At 70.5% G+C, this 17,960-nt stretch carries 18 protein-coding genes; 10 read left to right on the forward strand and 8 right to left on the reverse strand.

The annotated features are described in order from the left end of the window. Positions 1–77 precede the first annotated feature (77 nt). Entirely contained in the window at positions 78–1,244 is a 1,167-nt protein-coding gene (locus ACWC09_RS00795) for a serine hydrolase domain-containing protein (RefSeq protein ID WP_450847123.1), read from the forward strand. A gap of 59 nt (positions 1,245–1,303) precedes the next feature. Here ACWC09_RS00795 and ACWC09_RS00800 read toward each other — a convergent pair whose 3' ends face one another. Then, the gene (locus ACWC09_RS00800; protein ID WP_450847125.1) at positions 1,304–2,026 is read right to left on the reverse strand and encodes a class I SAM-dependent methyltransferase; all 723 of its coding nucleotides are present in this window, start codon (positions 2,024–2,026) and stop codon (positions 1,304–1,306) included. An 87-nt stretch (positions 2,027–2,113) separates the two neighbouring features. Between ACWC09_RS00800 and ACWC09_RS00805 the strand changes: the two genes are divergently transcribed. Then, positions 2,114–2,521, forward strand: a complete 408-nt coding sequence (locus ACWC09_RS00805; protein WP_450847127.1) for a nuclear transport factor 2 family protein — start codon at positions 2,114–2,116, stop codon at positions 2,519–2,521. Positions 2,522–2,523: 2 nt separating this feature from the next. Here the strand turns inward: ACWC09_RS00805 and ACWC09_RS00810 are convergent, their stop codons facing one another. From ACWC09_RS00810 to ACWC09_RS00830, 5 genes are all read right to left on the reverse strand, one after another. Further along, on the reverse strand, positions 2,524–4,425 hold the full coding sequence (locus ACWC09_RS00810) for a hypothetical protein (protein WP_450847129.1): 1,902 nt from the start codon (positions 4,423–4,425) through the stop codon (positions 2,524–2,526). Between the two features lie 295 nt (positions 4,426–4,720). After that, a complete protein-coding gene (locus ACWC09_RS00815; protein WP_450847131.1) occupies positions 4,721–5,491 on the reverse strand; it encodes an SDR family NAD(P)-dependent oxidoreductase in 771 nt (256 codons plus the stop codon). Next, the gene (hisD, locus tag ACWC09_RS00820) at positions 5,488–6,789 is read right to left on the reverse strand and encodes a histidinol dehydrogenase (RefSeq protein ID WP_450847132.1); all 1,302 of its coding nucleotides are present in this window, start codon (positions 6,787–6,789) and stop codon (positions 5,488–5,490) included. The genes ACWC09_RS00815 and hisD overlap by 4 nt, the downstream gene beginning before the upstream one ends. 27 nt (positions 6,790–6,816) lie before the next feature. Then, entirely contained in the window at positions 6,817–7,752 is a 936-nt protein-coding gene (locus tag ACWC09_RS00825; protein ID WP_450847133.1) for a VOC family protein, read from the reverse strand. Then, a complete protein-coding gene (locus ACWC09_RS00830; RefSeq protein WP_450847135.1) occupies positions 7,749–8,714 on the reverse strand; it encodes a fumarylacetoacetate hydrolase family protein in 966 nt (321 codons plus the stop codon). Before ACWC09_RS00830 ends, ACWC09_RS00825 begins: the two co-directional genes overlap by 4 nt. A 259-nt stretch (positions 8,715–8,973) precedes the next feature. Between ACWC09_RS00830 and ACWC09_RS00835 the strand changes: the two genes are divergently transcribed. From ACWC09_RS00835 to ACWC09_RS00870, 8 genes are all read left to right on the forward strand, one after another. Continuing rightward, positions 8,974–9,279 carry an antibiotic biosynthesis monooxygenase family protein gene (locus tag ACWC09_RS00835; RefSeq protein WP_450847137.1) on the forward strand — a complete coding sequence of 102 codons (306 nt, stop codon included), beginning with the start codon at positions 8,974–8,976 and terminating at the stop codon, positions 9,277–9,279. Between the two features lie 35 nt (positions 9,280–9,314). After that, a complete protein-coding gene (locus tag ACWC09_RS00840) occupies positions 9,315–10,439 on the forward strand; it encodes an FAD-dependent monooxygenase (RefSeq protein WP_450847139.1) in 1,125 nt (374 codons plus the stop codon). After that, a complete protein-coding gene (locus ACWC09_RS00845) occupies positions 10,436–11,440 on the forward strand; it encodes an amidohydrolase family protein (protein WP_450847141.1) in 1,005 nt (334 codons plus the stop codon). Before ACWC09_RS00840 ends, ACWC09_RS00845 begins: the two co-directional genes overlap by 4 nt. Further along, positions 11,437–12,405, forward strand: a complete 969-nt coding sequence (locus ACWC09_RS00850) for a cyclase family protein (RefSeq protein ID WP_450847143.1) — start codon at positions 11,437–11,439, stop codon at positions 12,403–12,405. Before ACWC09_RS00845 ends, ACWC09_RS00850 begins: the two co-directional genes overlap by 4 nt. Before the next feature lie 8 nt (positions 12,406–12,413). After that, positions 12,414–13,820, forward strand: coding sequence for an FAD-binding oxidoreductase (locus tag ACWC09_RS00855; RefSeq protein ID WP_450847145.1), 1,407 nt, complete (start codon positions 12,414–12,416; stop codon positions 13,818–13,820). Positions 13,821–13,823: 3 nt separating this feature from the next. Then, positions 13,824–14,780: a fumarylacetoacetate hydrolase family protein gene (locus ACWC09_RS00860; protein ID WP_450847146.1), complete on the forward strand. Its 957-nt coding sequence runs from the start codon at positions 13,824–13,826 to the stop codon at positions 14,778–14,780. 157 nt (positions 14,781–14,937) lie between these two features. Next, positions 14,938–15,930 (forward strand): LysR family transcriptional regulator, encoded by a 993-nt coding sequence (locus ACWC09_RS00865; protein ID WP_450847148.1) that lies wholly within the window; start codon positions 14,938–14,940, stop codon positions 15,928–15,930. A gap of 39 nt (positions 15,931–15,969) precedes the next feature. Further along, positions 15,970–16,740, forward strand: a complete 771-nt coding sequence (locus tag ACWC09_RS00870) for an SDR family NAD(P)-dependent oxidoreductase (RefSeq protein WP_450847150.1) — start codon at positions 15,970–15,972, stop codon at positions 16,738–16,740. Here ACWC09_RS00870 and ACWC09_RS00875 read toward each other — a convergent pair. Together ACWC09_RS00875 and ACWC09_RS00880 are read right to left on the reverse strand one after the other, a co-directional pair. After that, positions 16,715–17,389 carry a DUF402 domain-containing protein gene (locus ACWC09_RS00875; protein ID WP_450847152.1) on the reverse strand — a complete coding sequence of 225 codons (675 nt, stop codon included), beginning with the start codon at positions 17,387–17,389 and terminating at the stop codon, positions 16,715–16,717. The two genes, ACWC09_RS00870 and ACWC09_RS00875, sit on opposite strands and share 26 nt — an antisense overlap. A gap of 177 nt (positions 17,390–17,566) precedes the next feature. Further along, on the reverse strand, positions 17,567–17,812 hold the full coding sequence (locus ACWC09_RS00880; RefSeq protein ID WP_450847153.1) for a hypothetical protein: 246 nt from the start codon (positions 17,810–17,812) through the stop codon (positions 17,567–17,569). Between the last annotated feature and the right edge of the window lie 148 nt (positions 17,813–17,960).

Genomic DNA, 17,960 nt, shown 5'->3' on the forward strand with positions numbered 1-17,960 from the left:
TCCGACCAGTCGGTATGTTCGGGGAGTTCGGGTCGCAGCGTCGCGGCCCGGGCTTCCGGCGGAAGACGGAGGACCTCATGGCGGAGCGTGGGCCGAGCGTGCACGGGCACTGCGACGAGCGGTTCGGGGCGGTGCGGGCGGCGTTCGAGGAGAACTTCCGGGAGCGGGGGGAGTTGGGGGCCGCCGTCGCCGTGAGTGTCGGCGGTGAGGTCGTGGTGGATCTGTGGGGCGGGTGGGCCGACGCGGGGCGGGGCCGGGCCTGGGAGCGGGACACGCTCGTCAATGTGTGGTCCACCTCGAAGGGGCCGACCGCCCTGTGTGCGCACATCCTCGCCGACCGGGGACTGCTCGACTTCGACGCTCCGGTGGCCGCCTACTGGCCCGAGTTCGCCGCGGCGGGCAAGGAGAAGGTGCTCGTACGGCATCTGCTGTCGCACCGCGCGGGTCTGTCGGGGCTGCGTGAGCCGCACTCGATCGAGCAGCTCTACGACTGGGAGTTCACGACGCGGCGGCTCGCGGCGACGGAGCCCTGGTGGGAGCCGGGGACGCGGTCCGGATATCACGCGTTCACGTACGGCTTTCTCGTCGGGGAGGTCGTGCGGCGGGTCTCGGGCCTGTTGCCGGGGGCCTTCCTGGAGCGGGAGGTGACCGGGCCACTCGGGATCGACTTCACCATCGGGCTGCCGGAGAAGGAGGCGGGACGGGCCGCCGAGCTGGTGCATCCGCCGGTCGCCGACAGCAGCGAACAGGCCGCGGCCTTCAGCCAGTTGGCACCCCTGGCCCTGGCCGCGCTGGCCAATCCGGTGGTGGGTGCCGCCGAGGCCAACACCGCCGAGTGGCGGGCCGCGGAGATTCCGGCGGCGAACGGGCACGGGACGGCGCGGGCGGTCGCCCAGCTGTACGGGATCTTCGCGGGGCAGGGGTCGTACGACGGTCATCGTGTCCTGTCGCCCGAGGCCGCCGAGCGGGTGCGGCAGGGGCAGGGCAGCTGCCGGGACCTGGTGCTCGGCGCCGGGCTCGACGGCGACACGGAGATCGGGCTCGGGCTGTGGCTGAGCGGGCCGGGCGCCTCGTACGGGCCCAACCCGCGGGCTTTCGGACACGACGGGTTCGGGGGTTCGTGCGGGCTCGCCGACCCGGAGGCGGGGGTGTCGATGGGGTATGTGATGAACCGGATGGGGCCTCATATCGCCAACGACCCCCGGAAGATGACGTTGATCGAGGCGCTCTACAGCGCCCTGTGAACAGCCGACGGCGCGGGCCCGTTGCGGCCGAACCGCCCGCCCGCCCTTCCCTGGTGTCGTCAGGATCTGACGGCCCGCACCAGCCGCACGCGCGGGCTCCCGTCGCTCCGCCGCCCGAACTCCGGCAAGGCCTCGAGGCCCACTTGGAACCCGGCATGCTCCAACTCCCGTCGCACATCGCCGAGTCGGAAGGCCCGGTAGTACATGACGAACGGGGGTCGCCAGAGGGCGTTACGCACCCGCATGACCGCGTCGAAGCCGAGCAGCATCCAGAAGGCGGGCGACGAGGGCCGGGGCGGGGCGAGGACGGGGAAGGCGAAGCAGCCGCCCGGTCGCAGCACCGAGTGGACCTGCTCGAAGAGTCCCGGCAGCTCGTCCGGCAGGAAGTGCCCGAAGGCCCCGAAGCTGGTCACGAGGTCGAAGGCCGGGCGGAACGGCAGCGCGCGGGCGTCCGCACGCACCCAGGAGACGTCCGGCCCGACCGACCGCACCCGCTCCCGGCCCACGGCGAGCATCCCCGCGCTGAAGTCGACCCCGGTCACTGTCTCCCGGCACACCCGCGTCAGCACCTCGACACCCGCGCCGGTGCCGCAGCACAGGTCGAGCCCCGAGGCGTACGGCCCCGTGGGCGCCAGGGCCGCGGCGACGGCGTCGAGCACCGTGTCGGGCGTCCGGAAGGGGGTGCGGTCGAACTTCGGCGCGAGCAGGTCGTAGCCGTGCTCGACGGACGACAGCGCCTGGACGGCGAGTTCGCGCAGGCTGGGGCCCTCGGGACTGAACATCTCCGTCAGCGTAGTGGACACCGGCACGGCAGCTGATTAGTCTCGCCCTCACTTACTCAAAAAATTGACTATCACCTTGGAGGGTTCGTGCGTGCGTTCCGTGAGGCGGTGGAGGCAGGCGACCTCGACGCGGTCGAGGCGCTGCTGGCCGAGGGCGTCGTCTTCTCCAGCCCGGTGGTGTTCAAGCCGTACCCGGGCAAGGCGATCACCGCGGCGATCCTGCGGGCGGTGTCGCAGGTCTTCGAGGACTTCCGCTACGACCGCGAGCTGGCCGGGCCCGACGGCCGCGACCATGCTCTGGTGTTCACCGCGCGGGTCGGCGACCGCGAGCTGACCGGCTGCGACTTCATCCATGTCGACGAGGACGGCCTGATCGACGAACTCACCGTCATGGTCAGGCCGTTGTCGGGGGCCCAGGCGCTGGCGGCAGCCATGGGCGCACGGTTCGACGAGATCGCGAAGGAGGCGGAGGCCCGGTCGGCCTCCGCCTCCTGACGTCACGCGACGGTGAGGACGAGGGCGCCGGTGTAGATCTTGCCGGCGGTGATGTCCGTCTGCGTCCCGTCGACCGTCAGGGTCACCTTCTTGCCGCGCGGCGCCTTCACGGCGGCGTCGGAGGCAAGGCTGAGGGAGGTCAGGTACGAGGTGCCGGTGACCGTCCAGGTGGAGCCGCTGTTCAGCTTCACGATCGCACCGTTGTTGACGGCGGCCTGGGCGGTGTTGGTCACGATACCCAGCTCGTAGAAGGTCGACGAGTCGATGCTGGAGACCCGGTGCTTGGCCTTCGTCGACGAGATGACGCCCTCCAACGTCGAGCCCTCGAAGGTCAGGACCATGTTCTTGCCCTTGCGCATGCCGTTGTAGAAGTCGCCGCGCAGCGCGATGGAGGTGAAGGTGGCGGCTCCGTCGGCGGTGTGGACGGCGGTGACGTCGAAGGACGAGTCCTTCGTGGGGTCGGCGGTCGGCTCGGTGTAGACGCCGACGTTCATCATCTTGCCGTTGACGTTGACCGGGCCCGGGTCGTCCAGCTCGATCATCTGCAGGATGATGCCGTCACGCGGGTTGAGCCGGGCGCCCTTCGAGCCGTCGACGTCGATGGTGGTCTGCTGGCCCTTGTTGAGGAAGGTGGCCCGCTCGGAGTTGATGACCGTTCCGCCGTCCAGGGTGAGCGTGCCGGCACCGAAGAACATGTAGCCGAAGTGGCCGGAGTCCACGACCGTGCTGCGCGGCGCGATGGCCGCCAACTCGGCGTCGGTGAGACCGAGTTCGAGTTCGGTGTTGAGCGCGGCGACGGCGTTCTTCGTGCTGTCGCCGTAGTGCACGACCGCCGCCGGGCCCGCGATGATGGTGGCGTAGCTGCCGACGTCGAAGCGGGAGCCGAGGACGCGGACCGTGGCGTCGCCGATGGCGTAGGTGCCGTAGCCGTACTCGCCGGTGTTGCCGACGTGACTGTTGATCGCGGTCAGCTTGAGCCCGCTGCCGCCCTCGACCGACAGCGCGCCCCAAGTCTCCGAGAACACGGTCGAGTTGAGGTAGGTCGAGATGCTGTTCTTGCCGATGAGGTTGGTGGCGCGGACATTGCCGTCGAGGCCGAGCATCCAGGGCACCGACTCCATGTACGGGGTCTCGACGGTGGCCTGGTAGTCGGAGGGCAGGACGCCGTTGCGGCAGCGGACGGAGGAGTTCTTCACCAGGACGTTGGCGCCGCCGTTGGAGATGACACCGGTGCGGACCACGCCCTTGTTGCTGATGCGGGCCCCGTCCACGACCAGCTTGGTGGACGAGCCGTCGCCGACGACCGCGGCGCCGTAGCCGGCGAAGTCGCAACGGCCGTTCCCGGTGAGGGAGATGGTGGGCCGGTCCAGTGTGTAGGTGCCGCTCTCCACGTACACGCCGTCGAAGCACTCGCCGGTCGAGGTGATCGACACGTTGCGGGCGAGGGCATCGGTGAGCCTGCCTCCCCGCACGGCCGCGAGGACGGACTTGTCGCGTACGACCCCGTCGCCGTCGACGTACAGCGCCTGCCGGAAGGGGAAGGTGAGCGTCTCGTACGTCACGGCGCTCGCGGCCGCCACGGTGAGGACGACATCGCCTCGATAGGTGCCCGCCTGGATCAGGGTCGCGGTGCCGCCGGTCTCGGTCAGGAGCTGGCCGGTCTCCACGCCGTCGACGGTGAGGGAGAGGCCGTAGCCGTCGGGGGCGACGATCTTTCCGCCGTCGGCGATGGTCAGTTGGCTCACCCGGGTGGTGGAGGAGAGGGTGTACGTCTCCCCCGAGCCGACCGTGATCTGCTTGCCGGTCACCTGTGGTGCGGCGGTGGCGGATGGGGTCGGCACGAGCAGGGCTCCCGCCGTGGCCGTACCGGCTATCAGGATGGAGCGTCGGGTGATCAGCGTCATTGCTTGCCTTCCCAGGGAGAGGGTGCGCCGTTGCGCAACGTGACGAACCGGCCGTCTCATCGCGCGGCGGCGACGGCTCGGACGAGGGCACCAGAGGTGCGCACGAGGGAGTGAAGCAGCCCTGGGGAACAGGCAATAGGCACTTCACACACACATGCCGGAATCCGATGCCTCGGATCGGGCTCCCTGTTTCATGGCGATGACACAGAGTGGCCACAGCGGTGCGCGCCGGGCGCGCACGACGGCGAGGCGGCCGGCTGTCCCGCCGTCCACCTCGCCGTGCGTATCGACCTGTCTACGCCGGTGCGATCATCCCTGCCGACAGATCGATGTCGGCCCCGCACAGTCCCGGCATCGCGAGCATCGCCAGCAGTGCCTTCGCCACCTCGTCCTCCTCGACCAGCCGGCCGAGAGCGGCCCTGGACGCGAAGTCGCGCTCGGCCTCCTCCACCGTGCAGCCGGTCAGTTCGGCGGTGAGGCGGAAGTTCCGGTCCATGCGCGGGCCCCGGACCGGGCCGGGGGAAAGGGAGTTGACCGCAACGCCGTGCGGGCCGACTTCTCTGGCGAGCGTCCGTGTGAGACCGAGCAGGGCCATCTTCGAGGCCGTGTACGGCGTGCGGTTGAGCAGCGGGCGTTTGCCGCTGACCGAGGCGACGTTGACGACGTCTCCCCGGCCGGCCTCGATCATCGGGGGAAGGAAGGCCCGGCACATGAGGTAGACGCCGCGGACGTTGATCGCGAACACGTCGTCCCACTCCTCGGGTTCGACGTCGACGAGCCGCCGCACCGGTCCGGCGACACCCGCGTTGTTGACGAGCAACGACACGTTCTCGTCGGCGAGTTCGACGGCGAGCCGCCGTACCGAGTCGGGATCGGAGACATCGCACACGGCCGTACGGGCCTCACCTCCCTCCTTGACCACACGGGCCGACGCGTCAGTGAGGGCCTGCTCCCCGCGGCCGACGAGGATCACCCGGGCGCCCTCACCGGCCAGGGCGAGGGCGAACGCCCGCCCGAGCGGCCCTCCCCCGCCGGTGACGAGCGCCGTACGCCCCTCCAGGCTCACGCGGTGTTCCAGGGCAGCTCGTCACCGGCGGCCTTCGCGGCCCGTACGTCGCCGGAGCGGGCGTGGCCCTCGAACAGCTCGACACGCGAGGCGCGCCCGCACAGCCGACCGAGCAGGGCCTGCGAGTCCGTGTCGGTGACCTCCTGGTAGGTGACCGTCTTGAGGTACTTCCCGACCCAGAGACCGCCGGTGTAGCGGGCGGCGCCACGCGTCGGCAGGACGTGGTTGGTCCCGATGACCTTGTCGCCGAAGGACACGCAGGTGCCCTCGCCGAGGAACAGGGCGCCGTACTGGGTCATGCGCGACAGCGCCGCGCGCGGCTCGGCGGTCAGCACCTCCACGTGCTCGAAGGCGAACTCGTCGGCGAGCGCGTACAGTTCGTCGATCGTGTCGACGACATGGACCTGGCCGTGGTCGCGCCAGGCCGGCTCGGCGTAGTCGCGGGTCGGCATGCCGGGCAGGATGCGCTCGACCTCGGCGACGGTCTTCTCGGCGACCTCGCGGGAGGTGGTGATCAGCACGGCCGGGGAGTCGGGCCCGTGCTCGGCCTGGGAGAGCAGGTCGACGGCGCAGACGAAGGGATCGGCCTGCTCGTCGGCGAGGACGAGGATCTCGGTCGGCCCGGCGAACAGGTCGATGCCGATCTCGCCGAAGAGCTGCCGCTTGGCCTCGGCGACGTAGGCGTTGCCGGGCCCGGCGATCAGGTTCACCGGCTGCATCGAGTCGGTGCCGACGGCCATCGCGGCGACCGCCTGGACCCCGCCCAGCAGCCAGATCTCGTCCGCGCCGGCAAGGTGCATGGCAGCCACGGTGGCGGCCGGGACCTCGCCGTGAATGGGCGGCGTACAGGCGACCACCCTCGGGACGCCCGCCACCTTCGCGGTGACGATGGTCATATGGGCGGAGGCGGTGAGCGGGTAGCGGCCGCCGGGGACGTAGGCGCCGGCCGCCTGCACGGGGATGTGCTTCTGGCCGAGCCGCACCCCCGGCAGCGTCTCCACCTCGAACTCCCCGAGGGAGTCCAGCTGGTGGCGGGCGAAGGTGCGCACCTGCTCCTGTACGAACCGGATGTCGTCGATGACCTGCTGCGGCACCGACGCGACGATCTTCTCGACCTCCTCCCCGGACAGCCGGAAGGAGTCGGGGCTCCACTTGTCGAACTTCTCGGAGTACTCGCGCACGGCCAGGTCGCCGCGCTCGCGGATGTCCGCGATGACGCCCGCGACGGTCTCCCGGACCTGGCCGAGAGCGGCGGTGACATCCGCCTTGGGGACGGCATGCTTCAGGATCTCTGCCACAACTGCGGCCTTTCTGCGGGTGGTTGCTCAGACGGGCGGCGCTACGAAGAGCACGTCGGGATCGTTGAACTGCTCCTTGGCGACCGACTCGCTCATCGGGTCGGCGGTGCCCCACTGGTCCTGGGTGATCGGGTCGTCGACGTCGTGGCGGCCCGGGTGCCACAGGTCCTCTTCGAGGACGGCGAGTTCGGTGGTGTACTCGACGGTGTTGCCGTGCGGGTCGTGGAAGTACGAGAAGGTGTTGTCGCCGGCGAGATGGCGCCCAGGACCCCAGGTGAGCCGGGTCCCGGCGCGCAGCGCCCGCCCCGTCCCCCGCATGTACTCCTCCACTCCGCGCATCTCGAACGAGGCGTGGTGCAGGGAGACATGGGGCCCGCGCGCGATGGCGAAGGAGTGGTGCAGCGGGCTGCACCGCAGGAAGTACATGAGGTCGCCCATGTGCGTGGAGTACAGGGTGTCGGTGAGCCGGAAGCCGAGGTACTCGATGTAGAAGTCCCGCAGACCTTCCGGGTCCTGGGAGTTGACCACGCAGTGCGAGAGCCGTACGGGGATGGCCTCCCGCTCCTCGATCTTGCGGTGGGTACGGGTGGCGACATCCGCCGACACCTCGACGACCCGTCCCTCGGGGTCGAAGAACCGCAGGCCGTAACCGCCGCCGGGAGTGTCCAACGCCCGTGGCTCGTGGACGAGTTGGACACCGGCCCGGCCGAGCCGCACCGCCAGCTCGTCCACCGCGGCCGGCGACACGGCCCCGAAGGACACCAGGTCCATCCGCTTCCGCTCGTCCTGACGGATCCGCACGATGTACTGCTCGGGGCTGCCCTCGGCGGCGAAGAAGGCGAGACCGCTGTCGCTCGCGACCTCGGTCAGGCCCCAGGTCGTGCCGTAGAAGGCGCGCTGCCGCTCGAAGTCCGGTACGGCCAGGTCGACATGGCGCAGATGGGTGATGGGCTGGAAGCTCATGCGTGGCTCCTGACGGTGTTGCGCTGGTGGCCCAGACCGGTGATGGCCGACTCGACGACGTCTCCGGGCTTCAGGAAGACGCCCCAGTGCGCGCCGTTGCCGGCCGGGGAGCCGGTGAGCAGCAGGTCGCCGGGGCGCAGGGTGGTGGTCGTGGAGATGTACGCGATGAGCCGCGGGATGTCGAAGATCATGTCCTTGGTGGACTCGTCCTGCCGGACGACTCCGTTGTGCCGCAGGGTGATCCGCAGGTCGTTCGGGTCGCCGACGAAGGCGGCCGGGACGAGGAAGGGGCCGGTCGGCAGGAAGGTGTCGGCGTTCTTGGCGGTGAACCAGTCGGTGCCGATGGCCTTCAGGTCGGGCCGGTAGAGACGGTCGCGGGTGGTGAGGTCGTTGCAGATGGTGTAGGCGGCGACGTACGACATCGCGTCCTCGACCGGTATGTTCCTGCCCGACTTGCCGATGACCAGGGCGAGTTCGAGCTCCCAGTCGTGCTGCTCGCCGAGTTCGGGGAGCACGATGTCGTCGCAGGGGCCGCACATCGCGCGCGGCGAGCCGAGGAAGACGTACGGCACCCCGTTGCGGATCCGCTCGTCCATCATCTGCTCGGCGTCGGCGCGGGCCTCCTCGGGGGTGGCGCCGTGCACGCTCTCCTTCTCGGCGGCGACCAGATCGACCACGTGCTTGCGGTAGTTGGCGCCGCTCTGCAGGATCTGCCCCGGCTCGATCGGGGTCAGGGTCCGCAGGTCGGCCAGGTCGTGCCGGACGCCTTCGGCCGACCCGGCGAGGTCGTGGAGGCGCGGCAGCCAGGTGTCCCAGTCGTCGATCAGCGCGCGTACGGAGGCCACCTGGTCGGTCAGGTCGCGCACCCGGGCACCGGTGACCAGGCCGGGAAAGGCGCCTGCGCCGGCGCTGAAGGTGCCGAGCGCGAAGGGGCCGGCATGGGAAGGAAGCGGATCGGGCACGGGCGGCTCTCCTCGAACGGAATGCGGGGGCTCGCACTCGACGCTAGGCAGCCGGACGGGTCGGCGGAAATGGCCGTTCGCGATGCCTGCCATCACCGGCCCACCCAGGCCCTACCTGCATCGATGTGCGGCCCCGCCGCGGGGCACCTCCATCGCCGTACGGGATGGATGACGTCCCCCTTGCCGATGCCTCGATCCGTTGACCCTGCATCGACCGCCGATCAGGCTCGGAGCACCCCACCATCGCTAGGAGAACGACGTGGTAGTCGAGCATGCCGAGCTGACCGTCGAGGCCGGTCGGGAAGCGGAGTTCCAGGAGGTCTTCGGCAAGGCCCGTGAGGTGCTCGCGGAGGCGGACGGGTTCGGCTGGGCCGAGCTGCTGCGGTGCGAGGAGCGGCCGCGGACCTTCCTGCTGCTGGTCGGCTGGGAGTCCGTCGAGGCGCACACGGTCGGCTTCCGGGAGTCCGAGCGCTTCGGGCGCTGGCGGGCTCTGGTCGGACCGTTCTTCGCCGAGCCACCGCTCGTGGAGCACTACCACGAGCTCGGTCCTCGCTTCTCCGGCTGACCTCCTCCCCGTCTTCTACGTTCGCAAGGATCGCCATGCCCGTACACAAAGTGCTCGTCGTCGGAGGCGGCATCACCGGAAGCGTGCTGTCGCTCGCGCTCGCCCAGCGCGGGGCCGACGTCGACCTGGTCGAGATCTCCCCCCAGTGGTTCGGTGTAGGGCACGGCATCACCATCCAGGGCAACGCCCTCAAGGCGCTGCGCTCGGTCGGCGTGCTGGACCGGGTGCTGGCCAAGGCGGTCCCGTTCGACATCATGCGGCTGCGCCGCGCGGACGGCGGGCTGATCACCGAGCTGTCCACCCCGCACACGGGCGGCCCCGACCTGCCGTCCACGGCGGGCGCGCTCCGCTCCGACCTGCAGAACGCGCTGTGCGACGCGGTGTACGCGCACGGGGTCCAGGTCCGGCTGGGCCTGTCCGTCGACCGTCTCGACCAGTCGCCGCGGCACGTGGACGTGACGTTCACGGACGGTTCGACCGGCCGCTACGACCTCGTCGTCGGCGCCGACGGAATCCACTCGGCGATGCGCGGGCTCATCGGTATATCCGCGCGACCGCGCCCCGTCGGCATGTCGATCTTCCGGGTGGTCGCCGAACGCCCCGCCGAGATGGACTGTGCCGAGGTCTACTACGGCGGCCCGCGCTTCAAGGCCGGCTACAGCCCGATCTCCGCCGACCAGTGCTACGCCTACCTCCTCGACGAGAACCTGGACGCCTCCCTGGTCGGCCCGCGCGCTCCGCTGTCGCTGATGCGCGAGCGCGGCGCCGGGTACGGCGGTACCTGGGGCAAGGTCGTCGGGGCGCTGCCCGACGACACGGCGGTCGACTACCGCTGGATCGAGGCGGTCCTGGTCGACGAGCCGTGGCACCGCGGCCGCACGATGGTCATCGGCGACGCGGCGCACGCCTGTCCGCCGCTGATCGCGCAGGGCGCCGCGATGTGCGTGGAGGACGCGGTCCTGCTGGCCGAACTGGTCACCTCCGAAGAGCCGTTGGACCGGGCACTCACCCACTTCATGTCCCGTCGGCTGCCCCGGGTGCGGATGGTCCTGCGGAACTCGCTCCAGCTGGCCGAGTGGGAGATCCACCCCGAGACACCGGGAGCCGACCCCGCCCGCATCATGTCGGAGACCCTCGAGTCGCTGACGGCGGCCGCATGAGCACCCCGGTCGTCGACTTCCACGGCCATATGGCCGTCCCGGCCGCCGACGCCCTGGTCGCCGGCACCCCGGGCTTCGCGGCCGGGCTCGCGGCCGAGCAGCGCGCCCACTCACCCGAGTCGCTGGCCGCCAATCGGCTTCAACTCCAGCGTCTGGCCGGGAAGTTGACGGATGTGAACGAGCGGCTCACCGACCTGGACGCGATGGGCGTCGACCTCCAGGTGGTCGGCCCCATGCCCATGCATCACTACTGGGCCGACCCCGACCTCGCCGTCCGCCTCGCCCACACCGTCAACCAGGCCGTGGCCGAGCACTGCGCCCAGGCGCCCGAGCGGCTGTACGGCCTCGGCACCATCCCGCTCCAGCACCCGGACCTCGCGGTGGCGCTGCTGGACAAGGCGGTCACCGAGTACGGCCTGTACGGGATCAGCGTCTCCACGACCGTCGAGGGCCGTGAGCTGGCCGATCCGCGCCATGACGAAGTCTGGCAGAAGGCCGAGGAGCTGGGCGTGGTCGTCTTCGTCCACCCCTGGGGCTGCTCGCTCGGCGAACGGCTCGCGACGCGCTATCTCGGCAACACGGTCGGCCAGCCGGTCGAGACGACGGTCGCACTCTCCCACCTGATCTTCACCGGGGTCCTGGACCGCTACCCGCGTCTGAAGCTGGTCGCCGCGCACGGCGGCGGTTATCTGCCCACCTACATCGGCCGCTCCGACCATGCCTGGCGGGTGCGCGAGGACGCGCGCGGCTGCGTCGAGCCGCCGAGCGGTTATCTGCGTCGCCTGTGGTTCGACGCGCTCGTCTACACCCCGCGCGCCCTGCGCCACCTGGTCGAGGAGGTGGGCGCCGACCGGGTCGTGCTCGGCACGGACCATCCCTTCGACATGGGCGTCGACGACCCGGTGGCCCGCCTCGACGCCGCCGGCCTCGCCCCGGCCGACCGTGCCGCCGTCGCCGGGGGCAACGCCCTCGACCTGCTGCTGAAAGGACGCACCCGATGACCCTGGGTCCCATTGAGGAAGAACTCGCCAAGGCCCGTGCCGCGTACCGGAACTGGGGCCGCTGGGGCGAGGACGACGTGCTGGGCACGCTGAACTTCATCGACGACGCGATACGGGCCCATGCCGCCGGTCTGGTCCGGCGCGGGCGTTCCTTTTCTCTGGCACTGGAGTTCAACGAGGACGGGCCGCAGCGCGGTTTCCGCGGTCGTATCAACCCCGTCCACTACATGAAGGACACCGGCTCCGACGCAGCGGCCGGCACCCAGGGCTTCCCGCACGGTTTCGGCGGTGCGGACGACCACGTCGTGATGCCGTTGCAGGCCTCCACCCAGTGGGACGGGCTCGGCCACATCTACGACAACAAGCAGGCCTGGAACGGCCGTTCGTGCACCATCGTGGACGGCAACGGCGACTCGGTCACCGGCATCGAGCACATGCGGGAGGCGTTCACCGGACGCGGAGTACTCCTCGACGTCGGCCGCGCGGTCGGCGACGAGCACAGTGAACTCCCGGACGGCTTCCCCATCCTGGAGGAGCACCTGCGCGCCACCATCGAGGCACAGGGCGCGACGTCGACGGTCCGCCGCGGTGACCTGGTCCTGGTGCGGACCGGACAGATCGGCCGGGTACGGCGGTTGGGCGAGTGGGGCACGTATGCGGCCGGTGACGCGCCGGGCCTGTCCTTCACCTCGCTGGGCTGGCTGCACCGCACGGAGATCGCGGCGATCGCCTCCGACACCTGGGGCCTCGAGGTGCGCCCGTACGAGTTCGCCGAGCCCGCGATGTCCCCGCTGCACCAGATCGCCATCCCCAACATGGGCCTCCCGCTGGGCGAGATGTGGGACCTGGAGACGCTGGCCGAGGACTGCGCTGCCGACGGCGTCTACGAGTTCCTGCTGGTCGCGGCACCACTGCCGGTCACCGGCGCGGTGGGCGCCCCCGTCAACCCGATCGCGATCAAGTGAGCACGCCCGTGACTGTCATCCATCGGGGGACGCCCCCCGAACCCCCGCGTGAGAACCGCTTCTCCGGCACCCTCCACCTCCCCTGCGACGGGGACTTCCACGAGGCCTGCTTCGGCCGCGTCTTCAACTCCCGCCGACCGACGGACCGTTCACCCGCCGCCGTACTCAAGGCCCTCACCGAGCAGGACATCGTCGAGGGCGTACGGCTGGCCCTGGAGCGCGGCTGGCAGGTCGCCGTGCGCTCCGGCGGACACAGCTGGGCCGCCTGGTCGGTGCGTTCGGACGCGCTGCTGATCGACCTCGGGGACTTCCGCGAGATGTCGTACGACGCGGAGTCCGGGATCGTGACGGCCACGCCCAGCGTCCAGGGCGGCGACGAACTCAACCCGTATCTCGGCGGGTTCGGGCGCTTCTTCAACGGCGGGCACTGCCCCTCCGTCGGCATCGGCGGCTTCCTCCTCCAGGGCGGGCAGGGCTGGAACGCGCGTGGCTGGGGCTGGGCGGCGGAGAACATCGTGGCGATCGACGTCGTCACCGCCGAGGGCGAGCTGGTGCGGGCGGACGAGACGCGCAACAGCGACCTGTTCTGGGCGGCACGCGGCGCCGGCCCCGGCTTCTTCGGCGTCGTCACCCGCTTCCACCTGCGCACCCGCCCCCTGCCGAAGCATCTCGGGCACACCGTGCACGCGTATCCGCTGGACCTCTTCGACGAGGTCATGACCTGGCTGCACGGCATGCACCACACGGTCTCGGACCTGGTGGAGATCGTCACGCTCACGCAGACACCGCCTGATCTCGACGAGCCGGTCCTGCTGGTCACCGGTGTGTCGATGACCGACACCCCGGAGCAGGCCGCCGAGGCGCTGGCGCCCCTGCACGCCAACCCGTACGCGGACCGGGCACTGTTCCGTGTCGAGGCCCAACCCACCACACTGGCCGCCCAGTTGGCGGGCCAGCGCGCCGCCAACCCCGAGGGCCACCGCTATCTCGTCGACAACGCCTGGCTGACCGGCCCTGCGGAGGAGGTCGTCCCGGCGATCCGCAAGGTGTTCACCGAGCACCCCACCCGGCAGACCTTCACCATCTGGTTCTCCATGGCGCCCCTGCGCCGACTCCCCGACATGGCCTTCTCGTTGCAGTCGGAGATCTACTGCGCCATCTACGTCGTCCACGACGAGCCCGAGCGCGACGCCGAGTTGCGTGCCTGGCTCGACGAGGCGACGGCGGCGATGCAGCCGGTGACCGTCGGGCAGTATCTCGGCGATTCCGACTTCACCGTACGGCAGTTGAGGTTCATGGGCGACGAACAGTGGCGGCGGCTCCAGGAGATCCGCGCCGCCCGCGACCCGAAGGGCCTGTTCGCGGGCTATCTGAGCACGGGGGCCGTCACCAACACCAACCACTGGGAGCAGTGAGTCATGCGTTTCGCGACATACGAGTACCAGGGCGAGGAGCGCGCCGGGGTGGTGCGGGACGGGGTGATCCATCCACTGCCCGAGGGGGTCACGGTCCTCACGCTGATCGAGCAGGAGGTCCTGTACTCCGCCGGCGTCGAAGCGCTGCAGGAAAGCAGTGACTTGACGGTGGATCAGGTGCGACTGCTGCCGCCGCTGAAGCCGCCGTCCATCCGTGACTTCGTCGGCTTCGAGGCGCACATCGAGGGTGTGTCGAAGTCCCTGGACGGGCTGGAGCACGTACCCGAGGAGTGGTACCGGGCGCCCAACTTCTACTTCACCAACCCGCACGCGGCCTACGGCGCCCACGACGACATACCGGTGCCGGCGGGCTGCTCGGTCCTGGACTTCGAGCTGGAGGTCGGCGCCGTCGTCGGGCGGGCCGGCCGCGACCTCACTCCCGAGCGGGCGCGTGAGCACATCGTCGGCTACACGGTCTTCAACGACTGGTCGGCGAGGGACCTCCAGAAGCCGGAGAAGAACCTCGGCCTCGGCTTCTCCAAGGGCAAGGACTTCGCCAACACCCTCGGCCCCTGTCTGGTCACCGCCGACGAGGTGGAGGACCGCCGGGACGGGGACGGCTTCCTCGACCTGGAGATGACGGTGACCCTCAACGGCGAGCTGATCGGCCGCGACACGCTCGCCAACATGTCCTGGACCTTCGAGGAGATGATCGCCTACGCGGCCCGGGACACCTGGGTCCGCCCCGGGGACATCCTCGGCTCGGGCACCTGCGGCTGGGGCGCCCTGGCGGAGTTCTGGGGCCGCCTCGGGGAGCGTTCGCCGGCCCCGCTGACGCCGGGCGACGAGGTGACGCTCGGCGTCGAACGGCTCGGCATTCTGTCCAACCGGATCGTGCCGGGTCGTACGGACGTATACCTTCCGAGGGCCCGCAAGCGGGGCCGCACTCCACGCCCGTAACTCCCTCACCACCCTCTGACCTGCAGGCATCCAGGGATCCGATGGTTGTTATCGGATCCCTGTGAGTTGCCTCCGGGGCCCTTCCTCGGGGCTTTGCCCGTCGTTACGCTCCGGTTTCACCGACCTTCAACGACGCGGCCGGAAGGAAACACCACCCATGGGTCTCGGAGCGATCGACCTGAATCTTCTGGTGGCGCTGGAGGCGCTTCTGGAGGAGAAGAACGTCACCCACGCCGGGGTCCGCCTCTCCACCAGCCAGTCCGCGATGAGCGGCTCGCTGGCCCGGCTGCGCCGGCACTTCAACGACGAGCTGCTGGTCAGAGTCGGCCGCGAGTACGAGCTGACGCCGCTCGCGGAGCGGCTGCTGCCTGTCGTACAGGCCTCGCTGCACAAGGCGGAGGAGGCCCTGTCGCTGACCCGTCACTTCGACCCGGCCCGCAGCAGGCAGCGCTTCTCGGTCGTGATGTCGGACTACGTCATGACGGTTTTCGTGGAGCCGCTGCTGCGGGTCATCGCCGAGGAGGCCCCCGGCGTCCGCATCGACTTCCACCCCATCGTGGAAGGACAGCTGGAGAACGAGACGCATCTGCGCTGTCACGACCTGATGATCGTGCCGCTCGGCTACCAGCTGCCGGGCGTGAGCGAGGCCGTGATGCACGACCGGTTCGTGTGCCTGGTCGACCCGAACAATCCGCGCCTGGTGGACGGACGCCTCGCCCTGCGCGACCTGGCGGAGATGTCGCACGTCGCGTGCGCCATCGGCAAGCTCACGCCCGCCGACCGGCAGCTGGAGACCCTGGGCATCACACCGAGGGTGCAGGTCAGCACGCCGGGCTTCAGCGTGATGCCGTTTCTACTCAGCGGCACCGACATGGTCGCCCTGGTGCCGGAGCGGCTCGCACGGCGCTACGAGGGCTTCGCGCACTGTGCGGTCGTACCGACACCGTTCCCGGACGTACCGCTGGTGGAGGCCATGTACTGGCACCACAACCGGCACTCCGACCCCGCGCACCGGTGGCTGCGCGAGACCGTCCGCAAGGTGGGCGCCTCGCTGGACGAGCCGTCGGGCCCGGCATCGGCCGCCGAGATCGCGAGCGCGGATGCCTGCCATGAAGAACACGCGTTTCCGGAGCTGACCGCGGCTTCCTAGCGTGGACGGGAGACTTCCCGTACCCAGCTTGGAGGAGCCGTGAGCCGTACGCGTCTGGCCGGCCGCACCGTCGTCGTCACCGGAGCCGCACAGGGCCAGGGAGCCGCCGAGGTGACGGCCGCCGCCCGAGAGGGCGCGACGGTGATCGCGACCGACGTCCTGGACGAGGCGGGCGAGAAGCTGGCCGCGTCCCTGCGCGCCGACGGCCTGGACGTCACCTACCGGCACCTGGACGTGTCGTCACCGGAGGACTGGGCGTCGCTCGCGGCCTGCCTGGAGGTGGTGCACGGGCTGGTGAACAACGCGGGCATCCCGATGCGGGCGCGCCTCGGCGACGTGGAACTCGCCGACTGGAACCGGGCGTTCGCGGTGAACACCACCGGCGCCCTGCTCGGCATCCAGGCCCTGACCCCGTTGATGCCGACCGGCTCCGCCATCGTCAACGTCGGCTCGGTGGCCGGCCTGACCGCCCATCACGCGGTGGCGTACACGACCAGCAAGTGGGCGCTGCGAGGCCTGTCGAAGGTGGCGGCGCTGGAGCTGGCGCCGCGGGGCATCCGTACGAACGTGATCCATCCCGGCTACATCGAGACCCCACTGATGGCGTCCGCCAACCCGGTCTTCGTCCAGGCCCATGTGTCGATGACGCCCCAGGGCCGCGGCGGCACGGTCGAGGAGGTGGCACCGCTGGTCGTCTACCTGCTCTCCGACGAGGCGTCCTACGTCAACGGCGCGGAGATCACGGTCGACGGCGGATATGCGGCGCACGGCGGGGTGAAGGCGATCACGAACGCTCTCGACGCCCCGTAGGCACCGCGTCGGCCGGCAGCTCCGGGACCGGCCAGCCCGGCTCGGAGCGCCATTCCCGCCACCCCGCTCCGGCGGCGAAGGGCCCGGCACGCCCCTCGATCATCGCCACGGCTTCCTCGCGGGCCTTCTCGACCGCCCTGTGGTCGGCCTGGCTCACGACGCCGAGCCGGCGCGCCTGGGCGTACTCGTCCTCGTCCTTCCAGGCCCAGTGGGCCAGGTCCGGGTCGATCACCAGGTCCAGGAGGAGGTCGAAGGTGTCGAAGCCGAGGGCCGTACGCCGCATCGGGTGCTGGAAGTTGACGTACCAGTGGGTCAGCGGGTGGTCACCGGACGGCTCGTAGAAGGCGTTCACGCTGAACCAGGTGTCCGGCGGGATCCACTGCAGATGGGCCGTGTCCCGCCAGGACCAGCGGTCGAGCCGCCAGTCGCCACCGGCGAGGTTCGGTATCGCCCGGGACCGAGCGGTCTCGTCGCCGGTCAGCAGCCACTCGATCCACGTCGTGGGGACCAGCAGCTCCGCGCCGGGGCGACAACAGAGGACCAGCGCCTCAGGCCCGTCCTCGACAACGCGGAGGGCGGCGGCGCTCCACACCCTGTCGCGGTACAGGTCACGTCGGACCGCGGTCTCTCCGAGCTCGAACCTTCGCATACGGCACCCCCGGACATCACCACGTCTCGTGCCGGCGGCGAGGTTCCCCGGCCGGCACTGGATTCCGTACGGCCGACGCGGCCTGTCGTCGTGGGCGGCGCGACAGGACGAGTGCGCAGGCGGCGCCGATCGACGCGAGGACGACGCACGCCGTGAACCCGGCCCGGTAGCCCGCCGTCAGGGCCGCGAGGGGTGTCCGACCGACCCGGCGACCGCGCAGGCGCCGAGGCCGGGGCCGAAGAGCAGCAGACCGGGGAGGAGGTCGCCGACGAAGCCGCCGTCGACGCGCACTCGGGCGAGCAGCGCGCTGCCCGCACCCACCAGCGCGAGACCGCCGACGGCGACCGCGTCCAGGATCACCATGAACCCGGCGACGCAGAGCAGTGTGAGGGCGTACCAGCGGCGGGACTCGGTGGCGGGCACGGTCAGCCTCCCAGACGGAGGGCGGCCAGCCAGACGTCCGGTGTGCCGGGGGTCCGGGGCGTGCGCAGGAGTGCGGTGATGGCCTGGCGGAGCTTGGTGGTCATGGGAGCCTCCGATGTCCTGAGGTGGTTTCACCCCACCGACGAAC

It is taken from the genome of Streptomyces sp. NPDC001617, from assembly GCF_053596855.1.